We start from the raw sequence: 18,984 nt of genomic DNA, 5'->3' as shown, positions 1-18,984 counted from the left end.
ACATTATTCGATCACATATAAGATCATCTATAAGACTGCTACCGAGCCAAGGCACGGGAAGCGGTCTTTTTTTATTAAAACAACTAAAATTCTCCGAATTTTGCAATGGGTAAATGAGTCTTTTGTCCCTTTAGTACTCCATAGTAGCCAACCAAGTAGAACACATCCCAAAACCGTGACTTCCTGTTCATTTTCTATCATAAAGTCGAAATGTAACATGGAACTAACTATAATAGTAGTATCATCCATATACAGGTAAGTGACCTCGATGTTTGGACCTGATCCTCTTGTTGTACAAAGGAGGGGGCAAAAGAGCGGAGAACAACGTACTGATAAGTCTCATCTACTTTATAAAAAGGAAGGAATGTGTAAATGATGAATGGGCAATGGGTCCTGCCAAGGATCGCAAAAAGAGTAGCAGTGATGCTAACAGCAGTATTGGTATTAACGTTAACGAACGGATTCAACTGGAATACGCAAACAGCAGAGGCTGCCGGGACAACCCCTGTGGAACGTTACGGACAACTTTCAGTAAAGAACGGTAAACTGGTGGATAAAAACGGTAAACCTGTACAACTCAAAGGTATTAGCTCTCACGGCGTCCAATGGTTTGGGGATCTGGTAAATCAGGACTCAATGAAATGGCTACGGGACGATTGGGGCATTTCCGTATTCCGGGTTGCACTGTACACTGAAGAAGATGGTTATATCGCCAATCCTTCTTTGAAAAATAAAGTGAAGGAAGCGATTGAGGCAGCACAGAAACTGGGCTTGTACGTCATTATCGACTGGCACATTCTTTCAGATGGCGATCCGAACATTCATAAAAATGAAGCCAAAGCTTTCTTTAATGAATTTTCAACTCAGTACGGCCATTTACCTAACGTAATCTATGAACTTGCCAATGAGCCGAATGGGAATGTGAACTGGAACAATCAAATCCGACCTTATGCGTCTGAGGTATCTCAGGTTATTCGCGCTAAGGACCCAGACAATATTATTATTGTGGGAACAGGCACATGGAGTCAGGATGTACATGATGCAGCAGATCATCCACTTCCAGACAAGAATACAATGTATACCGTACATTTCTATGCGGGTACGCATGGACAATACTTGCGCGATCGGGTTGATTATGCGCTGAACAAAGGCGTGGGCATATTTGCTACCGAGTGGGGTACAAGCGATGCTTCGGGTAACGGTGGTCCGTTCCTGACTGAATCCAAAGTATGGACTGATTTTCTGGCAAGCCGTGGAATCAGTTGGGCTAACTGGTCGCTGTCAGATAAAAACGAGGCCTCTGCTGCGCTGTTGCCTGGTGCTGACCGTAAGGGCGGATGGCCTGATTCACAATTGTCCGCTTCTGGCAAATTCGTAAAACAGGCGATTCTGGAAGGCTCCAGCAACATTGGTGGAGGCGGAAACAACGGTGGGGATAACGGCGGAGATGGCAACACTGGCGGTAATAACGGTGGTGGCAACAACGGCGGCGATAACGACAACGGAGGAAGTACACCAGGCAGTAACGATCAAGGAATTGTGCTACAGTATCGCACCGGTGACACAAATGCCAAGGATAACGCAATCCGTCCTGAATTTAATATCAAAAATAAAGGGAAAACAGCTGTGAAGTTGAGCGATCTAAAAATTCGCTACTATTACACAGATGAAAGCAAACAAGCTCAGCAGTTTTTTGTAGACTGGGCCAGGATTGGCAATGAGAAGGTAAAAGCAACTTTTGTAACATTGCCGAATCCAAAGGCCAAGGCTGATAAATATGTGGAGATTTCTTTCACAGATGGAGCCGGAACGATTCAGCCCGGTGGGGAAAGCGGAGAAATTCAACCCCGTATTCATGCTGCAAATTGGAGCAATTTTGATGAGACCAACGATTACTCCTATGGTGCTACCCAAAAAGCATTTGCAGACTGGGACCATGGCACTGTATATCAGCAGGGTAAGCTGGTTTGGGGTATAGAACCTTAGGAACCTTAGAATTTAACCGTTATTAACTTTATCGGAATGAGTAAAGAATGGGACTTTTGGGTGCAATTTTTCCAAGGTTTGGAGTATAGAATATGCGCCTTTGGTATATACGAACTGGAACTTTAGGAGGTAACAACTGGAACTTTAGTTTCGATGTGTATACTACCAAAGTACCATATGGTGTTAGACTTTTGTAGTGCTTGAATTACTTCCATAGTGTAGATGGGTTGGTTCCAATGAACCCTTCTCTACGACAAACCCCCGCTGTTGCCATTATAGGCTGGCGGGGGTTTTTTATGTTTCTGAAGCTCAGCCTCCGTTCAACGGCTGTCTATACCAAATCAAAAGCTTTGGCCAGCAGACGGTAGGACTGAACACGTTTATCAAAGTCATGAATGGATGAAACGACCAGTAACTCATCGGTACGATATTGCTCAGCCAGTCTTAGTAGCTGTTCCTTACACTGTTCAGGGGTACCAACAACACGCCATGCTGCGGACTGACGCAGCCGCTCACGATCCAACTCTGTGTATGGATAGGACATTGCTGTTTTCACCGACGGAAGAGAACTCATTTCTTTACCTTGCATGAGCAAAAGGAAATACAAACTAGCACTGGACGCCAGCTGCTCAGCCTCTTCTTCGGTTTCAGCGCAGGCCACCGTAACTGCCGCCATGGAATGGGGCTTATCACCCAGGATCGAAGGCTGAAATTGCTCGTGGTAACGTGCAGTAGCTTCTACACCGCCTGGAGTCCCGAAAAATTGGGCAAAGGCATAGGAGGCCCCCATCATCGCAGCCAATCGGGCGCTCTCTCCGCTGGAGCCGAGCAACCATAATTCAGGAACGGTCGATATCATCGGGGAGGCATGAAGACCGGCAAACCGATGATTGTCAGGCACCGAATCATGGAAGTAGTCGATTAAATCGAGAATCTGCTGTGGATATTGTTCGACAGATTGGTACTTGCCTTCCTGCAGGGCGCGAGTAGCAAGCGGTAAACCGCCGGGAGCCCGCCCTATTCCCAGGTCGATACGTCCTGGATGGAGTGCCTCCAGCAAACGGAAGTTTTCGGCGACTTTATACGCGCTATAGTGTGGCAGCATAATACCGCCTGAACCCACACGAATGCGTGATGTGTGAGCAGCCAAATGCGCAATCAGCACCTCAGGGCTGGAATGCGCTAGTGTTTTGGAAGCATGATGTTCGGATACCCAATAACGGCTGTACCCCAGTTGGTCAGCTTCGCGGGCTAAATCTGTTGTATTGGATAATGCATCCTGAGCAGTACCGCCTTCAGGAATATGAGACTGGTCCAGTATACCCAGTTTAAGCATTTATAATCACCTCTTACACAACTCTATCAGACACAACTCACTAGGTCAAAATTCAAAATGGATAGGTTGGAGTTTGGGGACCTTTTCGTTATAATAAAGGATGTGTAAAGGATGAGAGTACATCCTTGCTAATGGAGAGGGGATTGAAATTGTGTTAAGAACACCTTTAGGGCGTGTCCGACTCATGCTCTGGATTCAAGCTATAGCTTATTTGGCGATACTATTCACCCACCAGCCGCTGCAAGCAGCGGGCATGGCCCAGGCGGTTATGGTGATTGGTAACATATACCGGGTGAGCTTTTTGTTGCTCCTCGTTGCTTTGATCTATGGGAAAACAGCACTGCATTGGTCTATACGGCGGCCTCTTTTTATTATGTTTGCCTCCTTCATTCCGTTTGGTCTGATGATTATGGATTTTGTTTGGGTGCGAAAATGGACAGGGGATTCGGCAGCAGAACAGCGAGCTGCATCGTAATCTTAGAAGTTTTGTTTTGTGTGAGTTGTCGAGGAGTTTGTCTGGCGTAAGCGGGACTGGCCCCGATGCAGCAGAAAAGAACATTACGCAGGTTGATGCGTGGTGTTCTTTTTTTGTGCACCGGAGGAATTATGAAAAATGCTGCACTAAAAATTCAACTGTTTTACGTCTTTGAAAGCCTTCAACCCAATGTCCGGTAAACGGATAAATTTCAATCGTTTTCGGTGATTCAATACGGTTATAAGCGGCGAAAATCGTCTCTGGCATACACACAGTATCCTTGAACCCTACCGATACCATGATCGGGATACGAATACGATGAGCAAGATTCATCACGTCAAAATAACTTAATGTATGTAGCACCTGCTCCAAATGCTCCGGAAATCGGTTAGCAAATTCAGCTGCTTCCGTCAGCGAACTGGTAGAATTCATCATACCAAAATCCATATGACACATATTGGGGATATCCGCTACTGAAATAGCAGCTTTATCGCTGAGCGCAGCCACCATTAATGAAAGTCCTCCGCCCTGACTGGCGCCACTGATTGCGATTTTAGCCGAATCGACATCCGACTGCTCCGCTACCCAATCTACGGCTCTAAGGGCATCAGTTGTAATCGTTTTGTAGTAGCAGGTATCTTTGTCCAATATTCCTTTCGTTACCCAGCCTTTAACCGTACCATGAGCATCAACCAGACGGTCTCCCGTTTCTCCACCTTGACCACGTACATCTACTGCCAATACAGCAAAGCCAAGCATAAGCCAGGAGGAATAATCTTCAGGATAGCCTTTTCCGCCTGTATAGCCATGAAACAGAACGATACATGGCAGCTTTTGATCTCCGGCAAATCGGGGGCGTACATACCAGGCATGCAGAGGCGTATCATCGACACCCTCAAAAGTAACCCGGTAGGCAAGAATATGAGGATATGGCGTTTCTACGAGAGTTTTGAACGCATGTACAGGTTTGGCGTGGACTTCTTCCAGTGTTTTGGCCCAGAATAAATCTATATCATTCGGGGCGGTAAGATCGGGTCGATATTGCTTCAATTCGGCAATTCTTTTTTCAATAACATTCATAATCAAAATTCTCCTTCATATAGAATGAACTTCTCCTTAAGTTTTACCCGGTAAAGTTGACTCCTCTAGCTCTCTCAGTAGCTGATATGCTCTTTCATTAGTGCTTCCGCACGTATCCTCATCAGCATGGAACCCACTGCACACAACTGGGCGCTCAGGTTTGCCAAACAATCGGCAACGGTAATCGGAAGTTAGCTGAGGGCAAGGAACACCAGCTGGTTTTCCATCTGGCATGCCGGGAATAGGGGAAGAAATCGTAATGGCAATGCAGCACGCGGCACATCCTACTCGACACTCCAGTTGGGGTCACTCCTTAATAATCTGTTATTTTTGTAACTTATGCATGAAGTGACATTGATGAAGCCATAATGTGAGGATGGCACAAAAAAAGCAGGAATACAAGGATAAACGCATATGAGACACACTTTTCACACAAGGGGTATAAATAGTCGTAGAGGCACGTAAGATGGTATCAAGTCCCTAAATCAGTGTTCCATACTGTGGTAATATTAACCAATCGTCTTTTGTGTGTTCAAAAGGAGTTCGAGTGGTTAATAATAGAACACAACGATAAAAACTTAAACGAGGTGACGCAAAATGAGTTGGTTATGGGCATTGATTGTTGGTGGTATTATTGGTTGGTTGGCAGGAATTATTGCAGGTCGTGATGTTCCGGGTGGCGTGATAGGTAACATCATCGCTGGTTTTATCGGCGCATGGTTGGGTAGCTTGATTCTGGGAAACTGGGGTCCTGAAATCGGATCATTCTACATCGTTCCTGCATTAATTGGTGCGATTGTGCTGGTCGTGATTGTAAGCTTGATCTTCCGTTCCGTTGGACGGACTAGAGGCTAACCTTACGAATCATTGAATAGACTAGCCCCTATGGGGCACAAGGCTAAAATGGAAAGAAGCTGCTTCCGCAAGGTTCGCAAATGAACCTGTGGGAGCAGCTTTTTTTTGAGGAAAAGTCCTATTGAAAACGCCTGATATGAGGAACACTCAGAACGCCTAGCACGATACACATGCCGATGGTTGCAAACATACCCATGGTGAACATACCACCAAGCTTATCCGCCACAGCACCTACTGCCAGATAGCCGACAGGGAGCAGGGCAAAGGAAAACATTAGATCCAGACTAGCTACACGTCCAAAAGACTCGGCTGGGACTAATTCCTGAAGGCTCGTCTCCCAGATAATCGCAAATATCATAATGCCAAACCCTTCGAGCATCATGCTCATAATCAGTCCTGGCATCCAAGTGACTACAGACAACAGTAGTAAAGCAAGACCGCTGACAAAAGCTCCTATGTAAGCGAGCAGGCCACGATGCTTCCAATGCTTGCGTGATCCATACACAAAGGCCCCCAACATGGCGCCAATACCGCTACTTGCCATCGCAATGCCATATACGACTGGATTGTAGCCATGATGAACCTTGAACAGCCATGGAATGAGTACAGCGATAATGCCTGAATAACAAATATTAATGAATGAAAAGGCAAGAATCGTAATCCATAGCCAAGGATGGCTTTTGAGAATGGTAAAGCCTGCGATAAAATCCTTGAGAAAATGCTGTCCCCCCTGATCTTGCTGTTCTGGATCTACCTGACCTTTGCCGATGATGGAGGCCAAATGAGCGCTCAGCATCCAAAAACAGGCAAAAGATATCAGATAAGCGATAGAATCCAGCCCAAAGCCCACACCCGGTGAGGAAAAAGATACAATGAAGCCTCCTAACGGAGGACCAAGTAGACGGACGGCTTGTATACTAATCTGGCTAAGCGCGTTGGCTGCATTGCGTATGTCCGGTGTGAACACCTGTGCACGTAAGGCAGAATAAGCGGGATTAAAGATACCGTCCATCAATCCGTATAACGCTAGGCCAACGAATAGAAACGGCAATTTCATCCCGCCCGTAAACATCAGCACGGCCGCAATGAACATCAGCCCAAACCGGGCGATATTCGTAAACAGAAGGAGACGGATTCGGTCAATTCTGTCCACAATCATTCCTGCGAAAGGCAGAATAAGTACATTAGGCAGCATATAAACCGTCATCGCCAGTCCCATGATAGTAGTCGAGCCTGTTAGGGAATAGATAACCAGTGGCAAAATGACTGTGGTGACTGAGCTCCCCAACATTGCGATCCAATGTCCAAGCCACAACAAGGTGAACGCTTTGGATTGTTTTAAGGGTGAAGTGAAGGTAGCCCAGGCCGAGGGACTGCCTTCAGGTGAAGTAGAGGATAAGGTTGAATTCTGGGTATCCATGATCACACTCCGGTACATATTTCTAAATTGCATATTAAAACCTATTATACGAAATCTCAAACGTGAGGGTACAGAAAAAGTTGTTGTGAGGGGAGTTATAATGAATAACCTGCCAATGAAAGAGTCAACCTAGAATAACTTTAGGCCACAAAAATATATAACTTACCTTTTTCATAGGGATTATTGGATAAAAGCATTGACGCGTGAAAATGAATGATGTACTATTCAATGACCAGCCGCGTGCTAGGTTATCAAGAAAAGGGAAAGAGTGTGGATACCATGAAAAAATTTAGTTTTTTGCCGATTGTACTCATCGTGATGGCATTGCTGGTTTCGGCCTGCGGTAACAACGATAAAGGCGCCAGTACCCATAATGCATCTACCGGAGAAAACGGATCTAATAATGGAAAAGCAGATACCACTGCTACAGCTACTCTTGAATCTGTAAAAGCAAGCGGCAAGCTAAGAATTGGCATGGAAGGCACCTATGCTCCGTTTACCTACCATGATGCTGCTGGTAAACTGACGGGCTTCGATGTCGATATTGCGACCGAAGTGAGCAAACGCCTGGGTGTACAACCGGAGTTTATCGAGACGCAATGGGACGGCATATTCGCAGGGTTGAACTCCAAGCGGTTTGACACAGTGTTCAATGAAGTATCCATTACAGACGAGCGCAAGCAAAAATATGATTTTTCCGATCCGTACATTGTCTCCAAGGCAGTTCTGATCGTAAGCGAAGACAATACAGACATCCATAAATTTGCTGATCTAAAAGGGAAAAAGTCCGGGCAATCCCTGACCAGCAACCTGACTCAAATCGCGAAAAGCAACGGTGCGGAAATTGTGGCAACAGAGGGATTTAACCAAGCCATTGACCTCCTCACTTCCAAACGGGTGGATGCGACCGTCAATGATGGATTATCCTATCTCGATCTGAAAAAGCAAAAGCCAGACGCACCCATCAAAAAGGTGGACGAATCTCCAGATGCTTCACACAGCGCAGCTGTATTCAATAAAGGCAGCGAAGATTTGATCAAGGAAGTAAACAAAGCGCTGGCTGATATGAAGGCTGACGGTACGTACCTGAAAATTTCCGAGAAATATTTTGGAGCCGACGTATCCAAATAATAAATGAAGACCCAACGTTCGCCAAGTCGAACCGAATCTTCTCAAACCTATCTTTTCAAAGGATGTCTGTACAATGGATGATCGCCAAATACAAATCATTATGGATTCATTATTGCCTCTGCTAAAAGCAGGGGTTTCTTTTACGATTCCGCTCACGCTTATCTCCTTTGCTCTGGGACTCGTGCTGGCGCTGATTACAGCGTTAGCCCGTCTGTCCAAATGGAGAATACTCAAGCTGATTTTCGGCTTCTATGTATGGGTGATTCGAGGAACTCCGTTGCTGGTGCAATTGTATATTATTTTCTATGGTTTACCTTCCGTAGGTATTACATTGGACCCGTTTATTGCTTCAGTAATCGGTTTTACCCTCAGCGTAGGGGCTTATAGCTCTGAAATTATACGTGCGGCTATCATATCTATTCAGGAAGGCCAATGGGAGGCGGGATACTCCCTGGGGATGACGCGCTGGCAAGTATTGCGACGTATCGTGCTACCGCAAGCATCCCGTGTGTCCGTACCTCCGTTGGCTAATTCATTCATCAGCTTGGTGAAGGATACCTCACTGGCTGCGACCATCACCTATGTGGAAATGTTCAGAACGGCTAACCAGATTGTAGCTACCACATACGAACCGCTATTGGTGTATACCGAGGCGGGGGTTATTTATCTGCTGTTTAGCACTATTTTGACTGTGCTGCAAAATTACCTGGAGAAGCGACTAGGCCGTTTTTCCGTCAGATAAAGGAGATTGTACCGGTGATCCAAATTCGGAATATACACAAATCGTTCGGCTCGCTGGAAGTGCTTAAGGGTGTTGACGTAACGTTGGGTAAGGGGAAGGTGCTTGTTATCATCGGTCCTTCCGGTTCTGGTAAAACAACGTTTTTACGCTGCTTAAATTTGCTGGAGATTCCTGACCAAGGAGAGATTCAAGCAGGGGATATTGCACTGAATTTTGCGAAAGGAACGAAGCTCCGGCAAGAAAATATTTTGGCGCTGCGCAAGCGGACAGGGATGGTGTTTCAATCCTACAACCTTTTCCCACATATGACAGCAGCACAAAATGTGATGGAGGGACAAGTCACGGTTCAGAAAAAGAGCAAGGACGAAGCGCGCAAACGTGCATTGGAGTTGCTTAAAAAAGTGGGGTTGGCTGATAAAGCCGAATCCTATCCGCATCAGTTATCAGGAGGACAGCAGCAACGTGTCGGTATTGCCCGGGCAATGGCGGTCGAACCTGAGGTACTATTGTTCGACGAGCCGACCTCCGCGCTTGACCCCGAGTTGGTAGGCGAAGTGCTCAAGGTTATAAAACAGCTGGCTGCCGAAGGGATGACGATGGTCATTGTTACCCATGAAATGAAGTTTGCAGCCGAGGTCGCGGACCATGTGATTTTGATGGATCAGGGTGTAATCGTTGAGCAGGGTACGCCGCATGAGGTTCTGGAACAGCCCACCAGTCCACGGGCTATTCAGTTTTTGAATCGTCTGAGCGGGGAAGTGGAATAAAGGGAAATACAGTATTTATTAAAATAAGCGTTTAGACTGAATAAAAGGCAGCTACAGCCGGGCATTGAAAAATAAGCCTCGCACCCGTAGCTGCCTTTTGCTCATCAGTTGTCTTCTTTTATTTCATTTTTAATGTAAGCAAAAAAGTAATCAACAGAATACAACAGCCTGCTATAAATGGAGCGAACAGATTTGCATCCAATAAAAAACCCGCTAGAGTAGGGCCTAAAATATTCCCAACACTCATATAGGCATTATTCATACCAGCTACATATCCTTGCTCATTCCCGGCCATCTTCGATAATTGTGTATTAAGAGCTGGACGAAGCATAGCTGTGGCAAAGAAAATAAGGGAAGTGACAAGGAAGATACTCCAGAAATCTTTGGCTAAGAGAAATAAAATATAAGCAACAGAGGTGAAAAGAAGCGATCCTTTGATCACTCTTTGTTCACCAAACTTATTGATTATTTTAGCAACAACTAATGCTTGCATACCGACTCCGATCACAGCACCTGCGGTCAGAATGACAGCAATATTTTGCGGCGAGAATTGGAAGCGGTTCGTTACATATAAACCAAGAACAGATTCAAAATTAGCGAGTCCAAAGGTCATCACCAGGACAAGTACAAAGAGCATTGTATATTTTGACTTCAATGATCTCGCGTATTGTTTATAAATAGATTCCTTCTGAATCATTCTTGCCCGTGCTGCTTTCATTTGCTCTTTCGATAAACTTTCAGGCAAACAAAACACTGAAAAAATAACAGCAGCTATAGCAGCACCTGTCGCTGTGTAAAGCGGCACTCTCGTTCCATATCCTGCAAGAAGACCCCCCAGTCCAGGTCCAATAACAAATCCGAATGACATGGCTGCGGCGAGCAGGCTGTTCCCTTTGGCGCGTTCTTCGGTTGTTGTAATATCCGCTACATAGGCCATCATGGGTGGAACAATCAGGGCTGCTGCCATTCCTTCCAGAAGTCTTGAGGTATACAGCATCCACAGCTCATCTCCAATAGCAAAGATAAATTTAGCTATAGCAAAAACAATAACACCTACGAGGATAAAAACTTTTCTCCCATATCGATCAGACAGCTGTCCAGTCAGGGGAGAGAGCAGGAACTGCGTTATGCCATAGGCTGCTACCAATAAACCGATTGCCCGCCCACTGGCTCCAAACTCAATGATCAGTTCCGGCAGGATGGGGGTAATTAAACCCACGCCCACCATAACAATGAAGATATTAATCATTAGAATCCCAAGTATTCTTTTCATGCAAAAAACCTCCTTATCCATTGGTTTCTGGATAGGAGGCAGACATACGAACAAGAAGATACACTGCTCCCGTCAAAGAAGCAATGCTCTTATCGTTAATACCCAAAAGCCTACACTAATCCTATCCAGAAAATTCGTAAGATTACGATTTTTTTCTTTGGTGGAATAGGATTAGTAGATCATTGGCTTAAGGTCACCCTTTCGATACTTTATTGTTTATCAACGTAACATAAATTTCTTGATAAGGCAATGAAAGGATAAATCAGAAGAACCCGACTCGTCCTTCGGCCACATTTTTTAGCCAGTCCTGCTTACGGCTCTTATCGAGCTCGCCTCGCATACCTTTGATAATCAGTTCAATATCGGCTTTTCCCTGCTCATGCCACTCCAGAGCCGTGCTGACATAAAGTTCTCCGAGCTGTGCCAGCGAAAACCCGTCAGTCATGGCTGCCGCCTTCTGTGTACCCGTTTCTCCTGCAAAAACAAGGAAGTTACGCAACTTGAGATATGCCAGTCGCAGCGCTTCGTCAGGCAAACTGATTTCATAAGCCCGGTCGAAACGCCCTGCCCGGTTCATCAGACCCGGGTCGATTTTTTCGGGATAATTGGTCGTTCCGATCAGGAAGATGCCCTCCTTGGATGTAGCACCGTCGAGGGTATTCAGGAAAAAAGAACGCACCTCCTGAGGCATGGAATCAATGTCCTCAATGACCAGCACCATCGGAGCCAGGCGAGTAGCCGCCTCGAACACCTCTTTGACCGATTCACTGGTTGTATACTCCGTAATTTGCCAGTAGGCTGCCGGACCCGGTACACTGCTGGCAATTGATTTTACAAGTGTTGTTTTACCATTGCCCGGATGGCCGTATAGCAGAATGCCGCGCTTGTAAGGAATGTTATAAGTCTGATAGAAGGTACGATCCGCTTCAAAAAACTGATCAAGTGATCGGAAAATATCCCGTTTGATTTCCGCTTTCAAAATCACGTCATCTCGCGTAATTGCGCGGGTTATCGGCTCTGCCTGCCGAGAAAGTCCACGGCTTGTGTCGGTAAACACGGTGACACGCTTCATATTCTGCTTACGTTCACGACCGCGTACTCCCGCGAGGAAGCCTTGCAGCTCCTGGTCGCCTATCGCAAATACGTAATCTTCATTGTACACGCCATTATCACGGAAAAAGGGAACTCGCGCCAGCGCGATGCCCCACTTGGGATAGGCGAATACATTATTACGCATCGACAGATGCACGCCGTATTCAGGAGTCGGCCCGTCATCGTCATACTGGATGGTGCGTTCCTCCAAACGATCGAAGACCCGTGCCACATGCTCCAGGTCGGGACTGCCTGAACGAATATCCTCCTCCAGCAGATCCCAATACTCAATATTGGGATCATCGCTGGCATACAGCACGTATTTTACGCCATAGCGGTTATAGAGTGCTTCACTGATACCGTCGATCAGACGGGCATAAGCGGCATAACCGGTAATGCGTCCATCTGTACGTTCATCAAATTCATAAATAGCTGGGATGTCTATACTCAAATTATTTGGCTCCTTTCAGGGCAGCTAGCGGCTTGCATTTGGCTACAACTGCTGCGAGTCCTGCCCCGGTGACACTTTCGATAATATCATCTACATTTTTGTAGGCTTGCGGAGATTCGTCGATAATGCTTTCCAGTGATGCCTGATTGACCACAATTTCGTCGTCTGTCCCTACACCCAGGGCCCCTGCAAAATCGTCCACACTGACGAGTCGTTTGGTCGCAGAACGCGAACGAATACGGCCTGCTCCATGGCAAATGGAGTGGAAGTTATCCTGACCGCCCGGTAAGCCTACCATAATATAAGAGGCTGTTCCCATAGAGCCGGGAATCAGGGCCGGATGCCCTGTCGCCTGATAAGGCCGCGGATTGTCGGGGTGTCCTGCTGGAAGAGCACGCGTAGCACCTTTACGATGCACAAACACACTACCGTGATCCGGATGGGATTCCTCCCAAGCATAATTGTGCATTAGATCGTACAAAGTACGCAACTCGCACTTTGTACCAAAGACATCGCGAAAGGCTTCACGCACGGAGTATGCGATGAGATGTCGGTTCACCACGGCATAATTCAGCGCCGAATACATCATATCGACATAATGTGCAGCTTCGGGATGGTCCAGCGGTGCGAATACCAGTCTCGGGTCAGAGGTACCGAGTCCGAGACGGCTCATCGTCTTGGCAATGGCAGATGAACTAGCCTGGCTGACTGCTCCACCCCAAGCCCGCGATCCAGAATGAATCATCACAGCCACCTGACCGTCGAACATCCCCCAAGCTTCAGCTGTTTCACGGTTTTCCTCCGCGATTTCAATCGCCTGAATTTCGACGAAATGATTGCCTCCACCCAGTGTGCCGAGCTGTCGGTGAGCCCGGTGCCATGTACGGTCTTCGACAAGATTCAGCACCTCCTCGTCAAAGGAGAACTTACTGTGCTCTACATGGGTGAGTGAGGTGGATTTCTTAGGAGTGTAGCTGTCCGGAATATATTTGTTGGGTAAGCCGTGTAGACCCTTGCGTACAATATGCTCCAGTCGGATATCCGAATAATGCCCGCGTTGGTGGGCTTCCATGGGCAAATATTTGTCGATGGTTTTGACCAGCTTACGGCGCAGCTTGGTTTCCTTCAAAGCATCCTTGTGCAGATTGGTCAGGTGTACGCGCATGCCGCAGCCAATATCACTGCCGACGATGGAGGGAGATACGTAACCATCCTCCATTCCCCATACAGCAGTCGTACCGATGCAGGTTCCGACGCCTACATGTACATCTGGTGTGTATCCCATATAGCGGATACCTGGAATTTGTAAATTGTTATTAGCCATCTCGAACACTTTGTAATCCAGTGAGGAGAAAAGTTGCTGAGAAGCATAGACGGTTAGATCACCTGCCGGAAGCTTCATCAGATGGCTGTATGGTCCTTCATGCAAGGACGAGTCGGTTGTATGTTGTATATTCATATAAATGGGTAGTTCCCTTCTTCAAGTAAATTCATAAATACTTGCATAAAAAGATTTAAAAAACAAAAAAAGCCGCAGACTTGTCGTCTACGGCTTCTTGCACCGAAAGTGTTATTACATTTTATGATCAACACATCATAAATACGTAAAATAACTTGTTCTTCCAATAGCATAAAAAAATAAAAAAGCCTGGCTAATCACGCCGTCAGACAGCGTGATATCACCCATCATGTCGCCCGAACGGGGCCGATGAGACGAAAACTCAAATATGTGGTTGTATCATGCTGCCTGTCTGTCGTTATCATGTAAAGCACGGTCATGTCTGTCGGCCCCCTTTTCTTAAAGTTAATTGCTATGTTAATGGAAACCTGTGGAAGCTGTCAACCCCTGAAAGGTAGAAGTGTGGAAAAATGTGACTTTACTCATGGTGAAGTGTGAGTAACATCATAGTTCAATTGGCCCGAAGCTGTTATTGTACTAAATATTCAAATATTCAGATATTGTTGATCGTTTATAGGACAATTCTGTGAGGGGGACGGAGCAGGCATGGAAGGAGATCTCCAGAAATTTAAGGCCGACTTTTTCAAAGCATTGGCTCACCCTCTGCGCATCCGCATTTTGGAGGTGCTGAGTGAAGGGGAACGGAATGTGAACGAGCTGCAGACTGCGCTCGGTTCTGAAGGTTCTGCCGTATCGCAGCAATTGGCCGTTTTACGAGCCAAAAATTTGGTGAACAGCTTCAAGGAAGGTACATCGGTTGTGTATTCACTACGTGATCCGCTTTTGACGGAGCTGCTTGCAGTGGCGCGACGGATTTTTGACAATCATTTGGTCGAAGCTATCTCGTTGCTGGAAGGTATACGTAACGAGAAGTAATGCTATTACAGAAAAGAAGGGTTACAGGAATGAAGTGGATAGGAAGGTTCGAAGGCTATAACGCAGGGGCTTTGCGAAAGGATCTCATTTCCGGAAGTATTGTAGCGATTGTGGCGATTCCACTCGGTATGGCGTTTGCCATTGCATCAGGAGTAAAGCCGGAATATGGGCTGTATACGACCATTGTTGCGGGAATTTTGGTTTCGCTGCTGGGAGGATCCAAATTCCAGATCGGAGGACCTACAGGCGCGTTTATTCCGATTTTGCTAGCTATTGTCATGCAATACGGTTATGAGAACTTACTCATAGCCGGTTTTATGGCGGGCATTATGCTCATTTTAATGGGTGTACTCAGGCTGGGGGCATTGATCAAGTTTATTCCCAAGCCAGTAACGATTGGCTTTACGGCCGGAATTGCCGTGACGATATTCAGTGGTCAGATTGCTAACTTTCTCGGCTTGCGCGGGGTAGAGAGGCATGAAACTTTTCTGCCTTCCATGGCAGAGCTCATCCATCGACTTCCTTCACTGAATGTGTATAGTATCCTGACGGCTTGTATCTGTCTTGCCGCGCTTATTTTGGTGCCTAAAAAATGGCCCAAGATACCCGGATCACTGGTTGGTCTACTCTTGTCAACGCTGGTGGCAGCTTTACTTTTTCCAGGGCAGGTGGCTACGATTGGCTCTGCGTATGGCGCAATTCCAGCATCTTTGCCTGAGCTACATATTCCTGCGGTGACGTGGGATTTGATCGTGAAACTCTTGCCGCCAGCACTTGTTATTGCAATGCTGGGAGCTATTGAATCTCTGCTTTCAGCGGTGGTAGCTGACGGTATGACGGGAGCCCGGCATAGCAGCAATCGTGAACTGGTTGGACAAGGGATTGCTAATTTGCTGACACCGCTGTTCGGCGGTATTCCTGCGACAGGTGCAATTGCCCGCACCGCCACAAATATCCGTAATGGTGCTGTTTCTCCTATGTCAGGCATCGTACATGGGTTCGTGGTGCTCCTCATTCTGGTGCTTTTTGCACCTTATGCATCTAACATTCCGTTGGCCAGTATGGCTCCGGTGCTGATGGTAGTAGCGTGGAATATGAGTGAGCGCAAGCATTTTGCGCACATTCTCAAAACGCGGACAGCGGATTCTATTGTGCTGGTTGTCACCTTTTTGTTGACGGTTTTTACGACGCTGACAACGGCTGTGGAGGTAGGCCTGATTCTAGCGGTTGTATTGTTTGTTAAACGTATGAGCAGTACACTTTCAGTAGACAAGGTACTTCCTGATCCTTCTGTAAAACATGAAAAAGTAGGCGCGCATATGGTTACAGATCAGCATGATTGTCCACAAGTGGCTATTTACAATGTGGAAGGCCCTCTATTTTTCGGTGCAGCCTCGGTATTGGAAAACTCAGGTGTGGGAGGCCGGACGGATCACCTACAAGGGATTTTGTTGTTACGTATGGGAAAGGTTCCTTTTATGGATATGACGGGAGAAGGTAACTTTACTGCATTAATTCAGAAATACCGGAAGTCTGGCGGGACAGTGCTTGTTTCCGGACTCCAGCCTCAACCGCTGGCATTACTACAGAAAACTGGATGCTACGACATGATTGGACAAAAGCATTTTTTTGAACACACAGGAGAGGCCCTTACGGCTGCTCTTGCACTGGTGAATCAGGATCATTGCTGTGGATGCAGGCAAATGGCTTTCCGAGAATGTACGAGTCTGTGCCGCAGACCGCAGCCAACCAAATCATCCTTTCCAGATGGAGCCGTCTCGGTTCCCATACCTGTAAATAGCGGCAGATAACACTCTTTTAAGTTTCTTGCTGAATGTCGAAAAATCTCTTCTGATCTCCGAAACCAAGTGCACAATGAAGACTTGCATTTGCTTCGAAAATGGAAGAGATTTTTCTTTTCTTCAAGGAAAAAAGGAATAAAATTCAAAAAAATGCTTGAATATCTGATTTTATGACACTATACTAGATTCAAAAGATACCATATGTTTCATTCTTTTGTTTTAAATTGTATTTTAATACTTGCACATTAACCTCCTCGATTACTTCTAAATTTCTTATCCTACCTTTCTCTTCATTTTTTTCACTTATCATTTTCAAACTTGTCCACCTGTTTCTACCCGATGCTCGTTTTTTACGGTCTGCACCAAGGGTTGTTCACCTCAGAATGATGATCTATGGATTTCACCCCGGCGGAATCTATATTTTTTAAAGGAGGTGAGTACCAGAGGCTATTTTGTGAGCTTTTGACGTAGCTGTCCGGAAGGTTGTCCTTGAGAATTAAAAAACCAAGTAAAGGGAAATGGAAAGTATTGATTAAGTCGAAAAATATCAAAAAGACGCTGTCGGTCAGTTTTACCGCTCTTCTTGCCTTTTCTCTAATTTCCCCGGTATATGGGGATTCCAGCACAACCACCTCAGAGGAGGATCAACCATTTCCGCCAAGGTTTCAGCCAAACTGAACCAACAATTCAGTGCCAGTGAGTATGTCACCTATCTGGTTAAATTGAAGGATCAGGTGGATACGGAGTCCGTTGCCAAGCATGCTTTCCAAAAGGCCTCTGCAGAGCAGATTTCACCCGCTGCTGCTAAGCTTTCTGTACGTACAACAGTTGTGAACTCTCTCATGGATACAGCAGAAAAAACGCAACAATCCGTGGAAGAATACTTAAAGAAAGAAGTTAATAACGGAAGCGTCAAAAAGTACAAGAGTTACTTTATCGTGAACGCTTTTGCGGTCACCAGCACCAAAGAGGTCATGGATAATCTGGCCACACTTCCTGAGATCGACAAAATTTTACCGGATGAAAAGCGGGAACTGCAAAAGGTAGAAATAGATAAGGATGCCCAGCCTGTGGTTGAGGAATCTACAGCTGACCAAGTGGTTGCAGATCAGGCCGCTGTAGATACGGCTGTGACGGAAGAGAATGCGCAAAAATCGGTGGAAGAATCCGTATATAAGGATGCGGTAACGCCAAGCCGTGTCGAGTGGAATATCTCTAAAATCAAAGCACCACAGGTTTGGGCCAAAGGCATTGACGGCAAAGGCATTGTTGTCGCCAATCTGGATACAGGCGTTGAATATACTCACCCGGCGTTGAAAAGAAAATGGCGTGGTCTGAATGCTTCCGGTCAGGTCGTGAATCCAGAACTGAGCTGGTATGATGCGGTTGATAGAGCATCGCTGCCAACTGATTCAAATGGACATGGTACACATACGATGGGTACAAGCGTTGGCTCGGACAGCAACGGTACGAATGAAATCGGTGTTGCTCCTGGCGCCAAATGGATTGCGGTTCGAGTATTCAATCCAGATACCACCGACTCCATCTTACTGGACGGTGGACAATGGATTCTTGCTCCTGTAGATAAAAACGGTAAAAAGCACCCTGAGCTTGCACCGGATGTGGTGAATAACTCTTGGGGCGGTGGACCTGGCCTGGATGAATGGTATCGTCCAGTCACCAAGGCGTGGAGAGCGGCTCAGATTTTCCCTGAGTTCTCCGCAGGCAACACAACACTGTCCAATCCGGGCGGACCTGGGTCTGTAGCCAATCCGGCAAATCTGCCGGAGGCTTATGCGACAGGAGCCACGGACGTTAACAACAAGCTAGCCAGCTTCTCGCTGCGCGGTCCTTCTCCTTATGGCGAAGTGAAGCCTGAAATTTCGGCTCCTGGTGTAAACATCCGTTCTTCTGTACCGGGCGGAGTGTATGAGGGGGGATGGAACGGTACCTCCATGGCAGGCCCGCATACTGCCGGATTAGCAGCATTACTGCTTCAGGCCAAACCATCTTTGACCGTGGACCAACTGGAGGATGTTATTTCAAAAACAGCAACTCCGCTGACAGACAGCCAGTATCGGACTTCACCGAACAATGGTTACGGATATGGTCTGATCGACGCGCTTGCTGCGGTGAACTCCGTACTTAAGTAAAAATAATCAGACAGGATTAAGAAAGTCTTCCGAAAATCCCTTTGAGCGGCTCGTACAGAAATTGCATACACCTGCTAACCGTGTAA

General features: G+C 46.5%; 15 protein-coding genes and 1 pseudogene. 9 read left to right on the top strand and 7 right to left on the bottom strand.

The window, feature by feature from the left end:
• Window positions 1-372 precede the first annotated feature (372 nt).
• Entirely contained in the window at window positions 373-1,986 is a 1,614-nt protein-coding gene (locus MLD56_RS18720) for a cellulase family glycosylhydrolase (RefSeq protein WP_029515657.1), read from the top strand.
• A 331-nt stretch (window positions 1,987-2,317) separates the two neighbouring features.
• Here the strand turns inward: MLD56_RS18720 and MLD56_RS18715 are convergent, their stop codons facing one another.
• Window positions 2,318-3,322 (bottom strand): LLM class flavin-dependent oxidoreductase, encoded by a 1,005-nt coding sequence (locus MLD56_RS18715; protein ID WP_029515656.1) that lies wholly within the window; start codon window positions 3,320-3,322, stop codon window positions 2,318-2,320.
• 151 nt (window positions 3,323-3,473) lie between these two features.
• On the opposite strand from MLD56_RS18715, the gene MLD56_RS18710 reads away from it, so the two are divergent.
• Window positions 3,474-3,797 (top strand): DUF3817 domain-containing protein, encoded by a 324-nt coding sequence (locus MLD56_RS18710; RefSeq protein ID WP_029515655.1) that lies wholly within the window; start codon window positions 3,474-3,476, stop codon window positions 3,795-3,797.
• A gap of 129 nt (window positions 3,798-3,926) precedes the next feature.
• Here MLD56_RS18710 and MLD56_RS18705 read toward each other — a convergent pair whose 3' ends face one another.
• A complete protein-coding gene (locus tag MLD56_RS18705) occupies window positions 3,927-4,877 on the bottom strand; it encodes an acetylxylan esterase (protein WP_029515654.1) in 951 nt (316 codons plus the stop codon).
• Between the two features lie 36 nt (window positions 4,878-4,913).
• Window positions 4,914-5,177, bottom strand: a complete 264-nt coding sequence (locus MLD56_RS18700; protein ID WP_238437904.1) for a YkgJ family cysteine cluster protein — start codon at window positions 5,175-5,177, stop codon at window positions 4,914-4,916.
• A gap of 297 nt (window positions 5,178-5,474) precedes the next feature.
• Here MLD56_RS18700 and MLD56_RS18695 point away from each other — a divergent pair, with 297 nt between their 5' ends.
• Entirely contained in the window at window positions 5,475-5,732 is a 258-nt protein-coding gene (locus MLD56_RS18695; protein WP_013311445.1) for a GlsB/YeaQ/YmgE family stress response membrane protein, read from the top strand.
• A 118-nt stretch (window positions 5,733-5,850) separates the two neighbouring features.
• On the opposite strand, the gene MLD56_RS18690 is transcribed toward MLD56_RS18695, so the two are convergent.
• Window positions 5,851-7,152: an MFS transporter gene (locus tag MLD56_RS18690; protein WP_029515653.1), complete on the bottom strand. Its 1,302-nt coding sequence runs from the start codon at window positions 7,150-7,152 to the stop codon at window positions 5,851-5,853.
• Between the two features lie 279 nt (window positions 7,153-7,431).
• On the opposite strand from MLD56_RS18690, the gene MLD56_RS18685 reads away from it, so the two are divergent.
• The 3 genes from MLD56_RS18685 (at window position 7,432) to MLD56_RS18675 (ending at window position 9,792) form a co-directional block, all read left to right on the top strand.
• Window positions 7,432-8,283, top strand: a complete 852-nt coding sequence (locus MLD56_RS18685; protein WP_029515652.1) for an amino acid ABC transporter substrate-binding protein — start codon at window positions 7,432-7,434, stop codon at window positions 8,281-8,283.
• 73 nt (window positions 8,284-8,356) lie between these two features.
• Window positions 8,357-9,025, top strand: a complete 669-nt coding sequence (locus MLD56_RS18680; RefSeq protein WP_029515651.1) for an amino acid ABC transporter permease — start codon at window positions 8,357-8,359, stop codon at window positions 9,023-9,025.
• Between the two features lie 14 nt (window positions 9,026-9,039).
• Window positions 9,040-9,792: an amino acid ABC transporter ATP-binding protein gene (locus tag MLD56_RS18675; RefSeq protein WP_029515650.1), complete on the top strand. Its 753-nt coding sequence runs from the start codon at window positions 9,040-9,042 to the stop codon at window positions 9,790-9,792.
• 118 nt (window positions 9,793-9,910) lie between these two features.
• Here the strand turns inward: MLD56_RS18675 and MLD56_RS18670 are convergent, their stop codons facing one another.
• The 3 genes from MLD56_RS18670 to MLD56_RS18660 form a co-directional block, all read right to left on the bottom strand.
• Window positions 9,911-11,065 (bottom strand): MFS transporter, encoded by a 1,155-nt coding sequence (locus MLD56_RS18670; RefSeq protein WP_029515649.1) that lies wholly within the window; start codon window positions 11,063-11,065, stop codon window positions 9,911-9,913.
• A 262-nt stretch (window positions 11,066-11,327) separates the two neighbouring features.
• Window positions 11,328-12,608 (bottom strand): AAA family ATPase, encoded by a 1,281-nt coding sequence (locus MLD56_RS18665; RefSeq protein ID WP_029515648.1) that lies wholly within the window; start codon window positions 12,606-12,608, stop codon window positions 11,328-11,330.
• A gap of 1 nt (window position 12,609) precedes the next feature.
• A complete protein-coding gene (locus MLD56_RS18660; protein ID WP_029515647.1) occupies window positions 12,610-14,067 on the bottom strand; it encodes an RtcB family protein in 1,458 nt (485 codons plus the stop codon).
• Window positions 14,068-14,613: 546 nt separating this feature from the next.
• Between MLD56_RS18660 and MLD56_RS18655 the strand changes: the two genes are divergently transcribed.
• The 3 genes and pseudogenes from MLD56_RS18655 (at window position 14,614) to MLD56_RS18645 (ending at window position 18,898) form a co-directional block, all read left to right on the top strand.
• Window positions 14,614-14,943 (top strand): ArsR/SmtB family transcription factor, encoded by a 330-nt coding sequence (locus MLD56_RS18655; protein ID WP_013311437.1) that lies wholly within the window; start codon window positions 14,614-14,616, stop codon window positions 14,941-14,943.
• A gap of 29 nt (window positions 14,944-14,972) precedes the next feature.
• Window positions 14,973-16,754, top strand: a complete 1,782-nt coding sequence (locus MLD56_RS18650) for a SulP family inorganic anion transporter (protein WP_029515646.1) — start codon at window positions 14,973-14,975, stop codon at window positions 16,752-16,754.
• Window positions 16,755-17,273: 519 nt separating this feature from the next.
• Window positions 17,274-18,898: pseudogene (locus MLD56_RS18645) on the top strand (S8 family serine peptidase).
• The last annotated feature ends 86 nt before the right edge of the window (window positions 18,899-18,984 follow it).

Origin of the sequence: Paenibacillus peoriae, from assembly GCF_022531965.1 — a bacterium.
Taxonomy (GTDB): Bacteria; Bacillota; Bacilli; order Paenibacillales; family Paenibacillaceae; genus Paenibacillus; species Paenibacillus polymyxa_D.
Note: the sequence above shows the minus strand (reverse complement) of the source record. Positions and strands in the feature narration are given on the sequence as shown.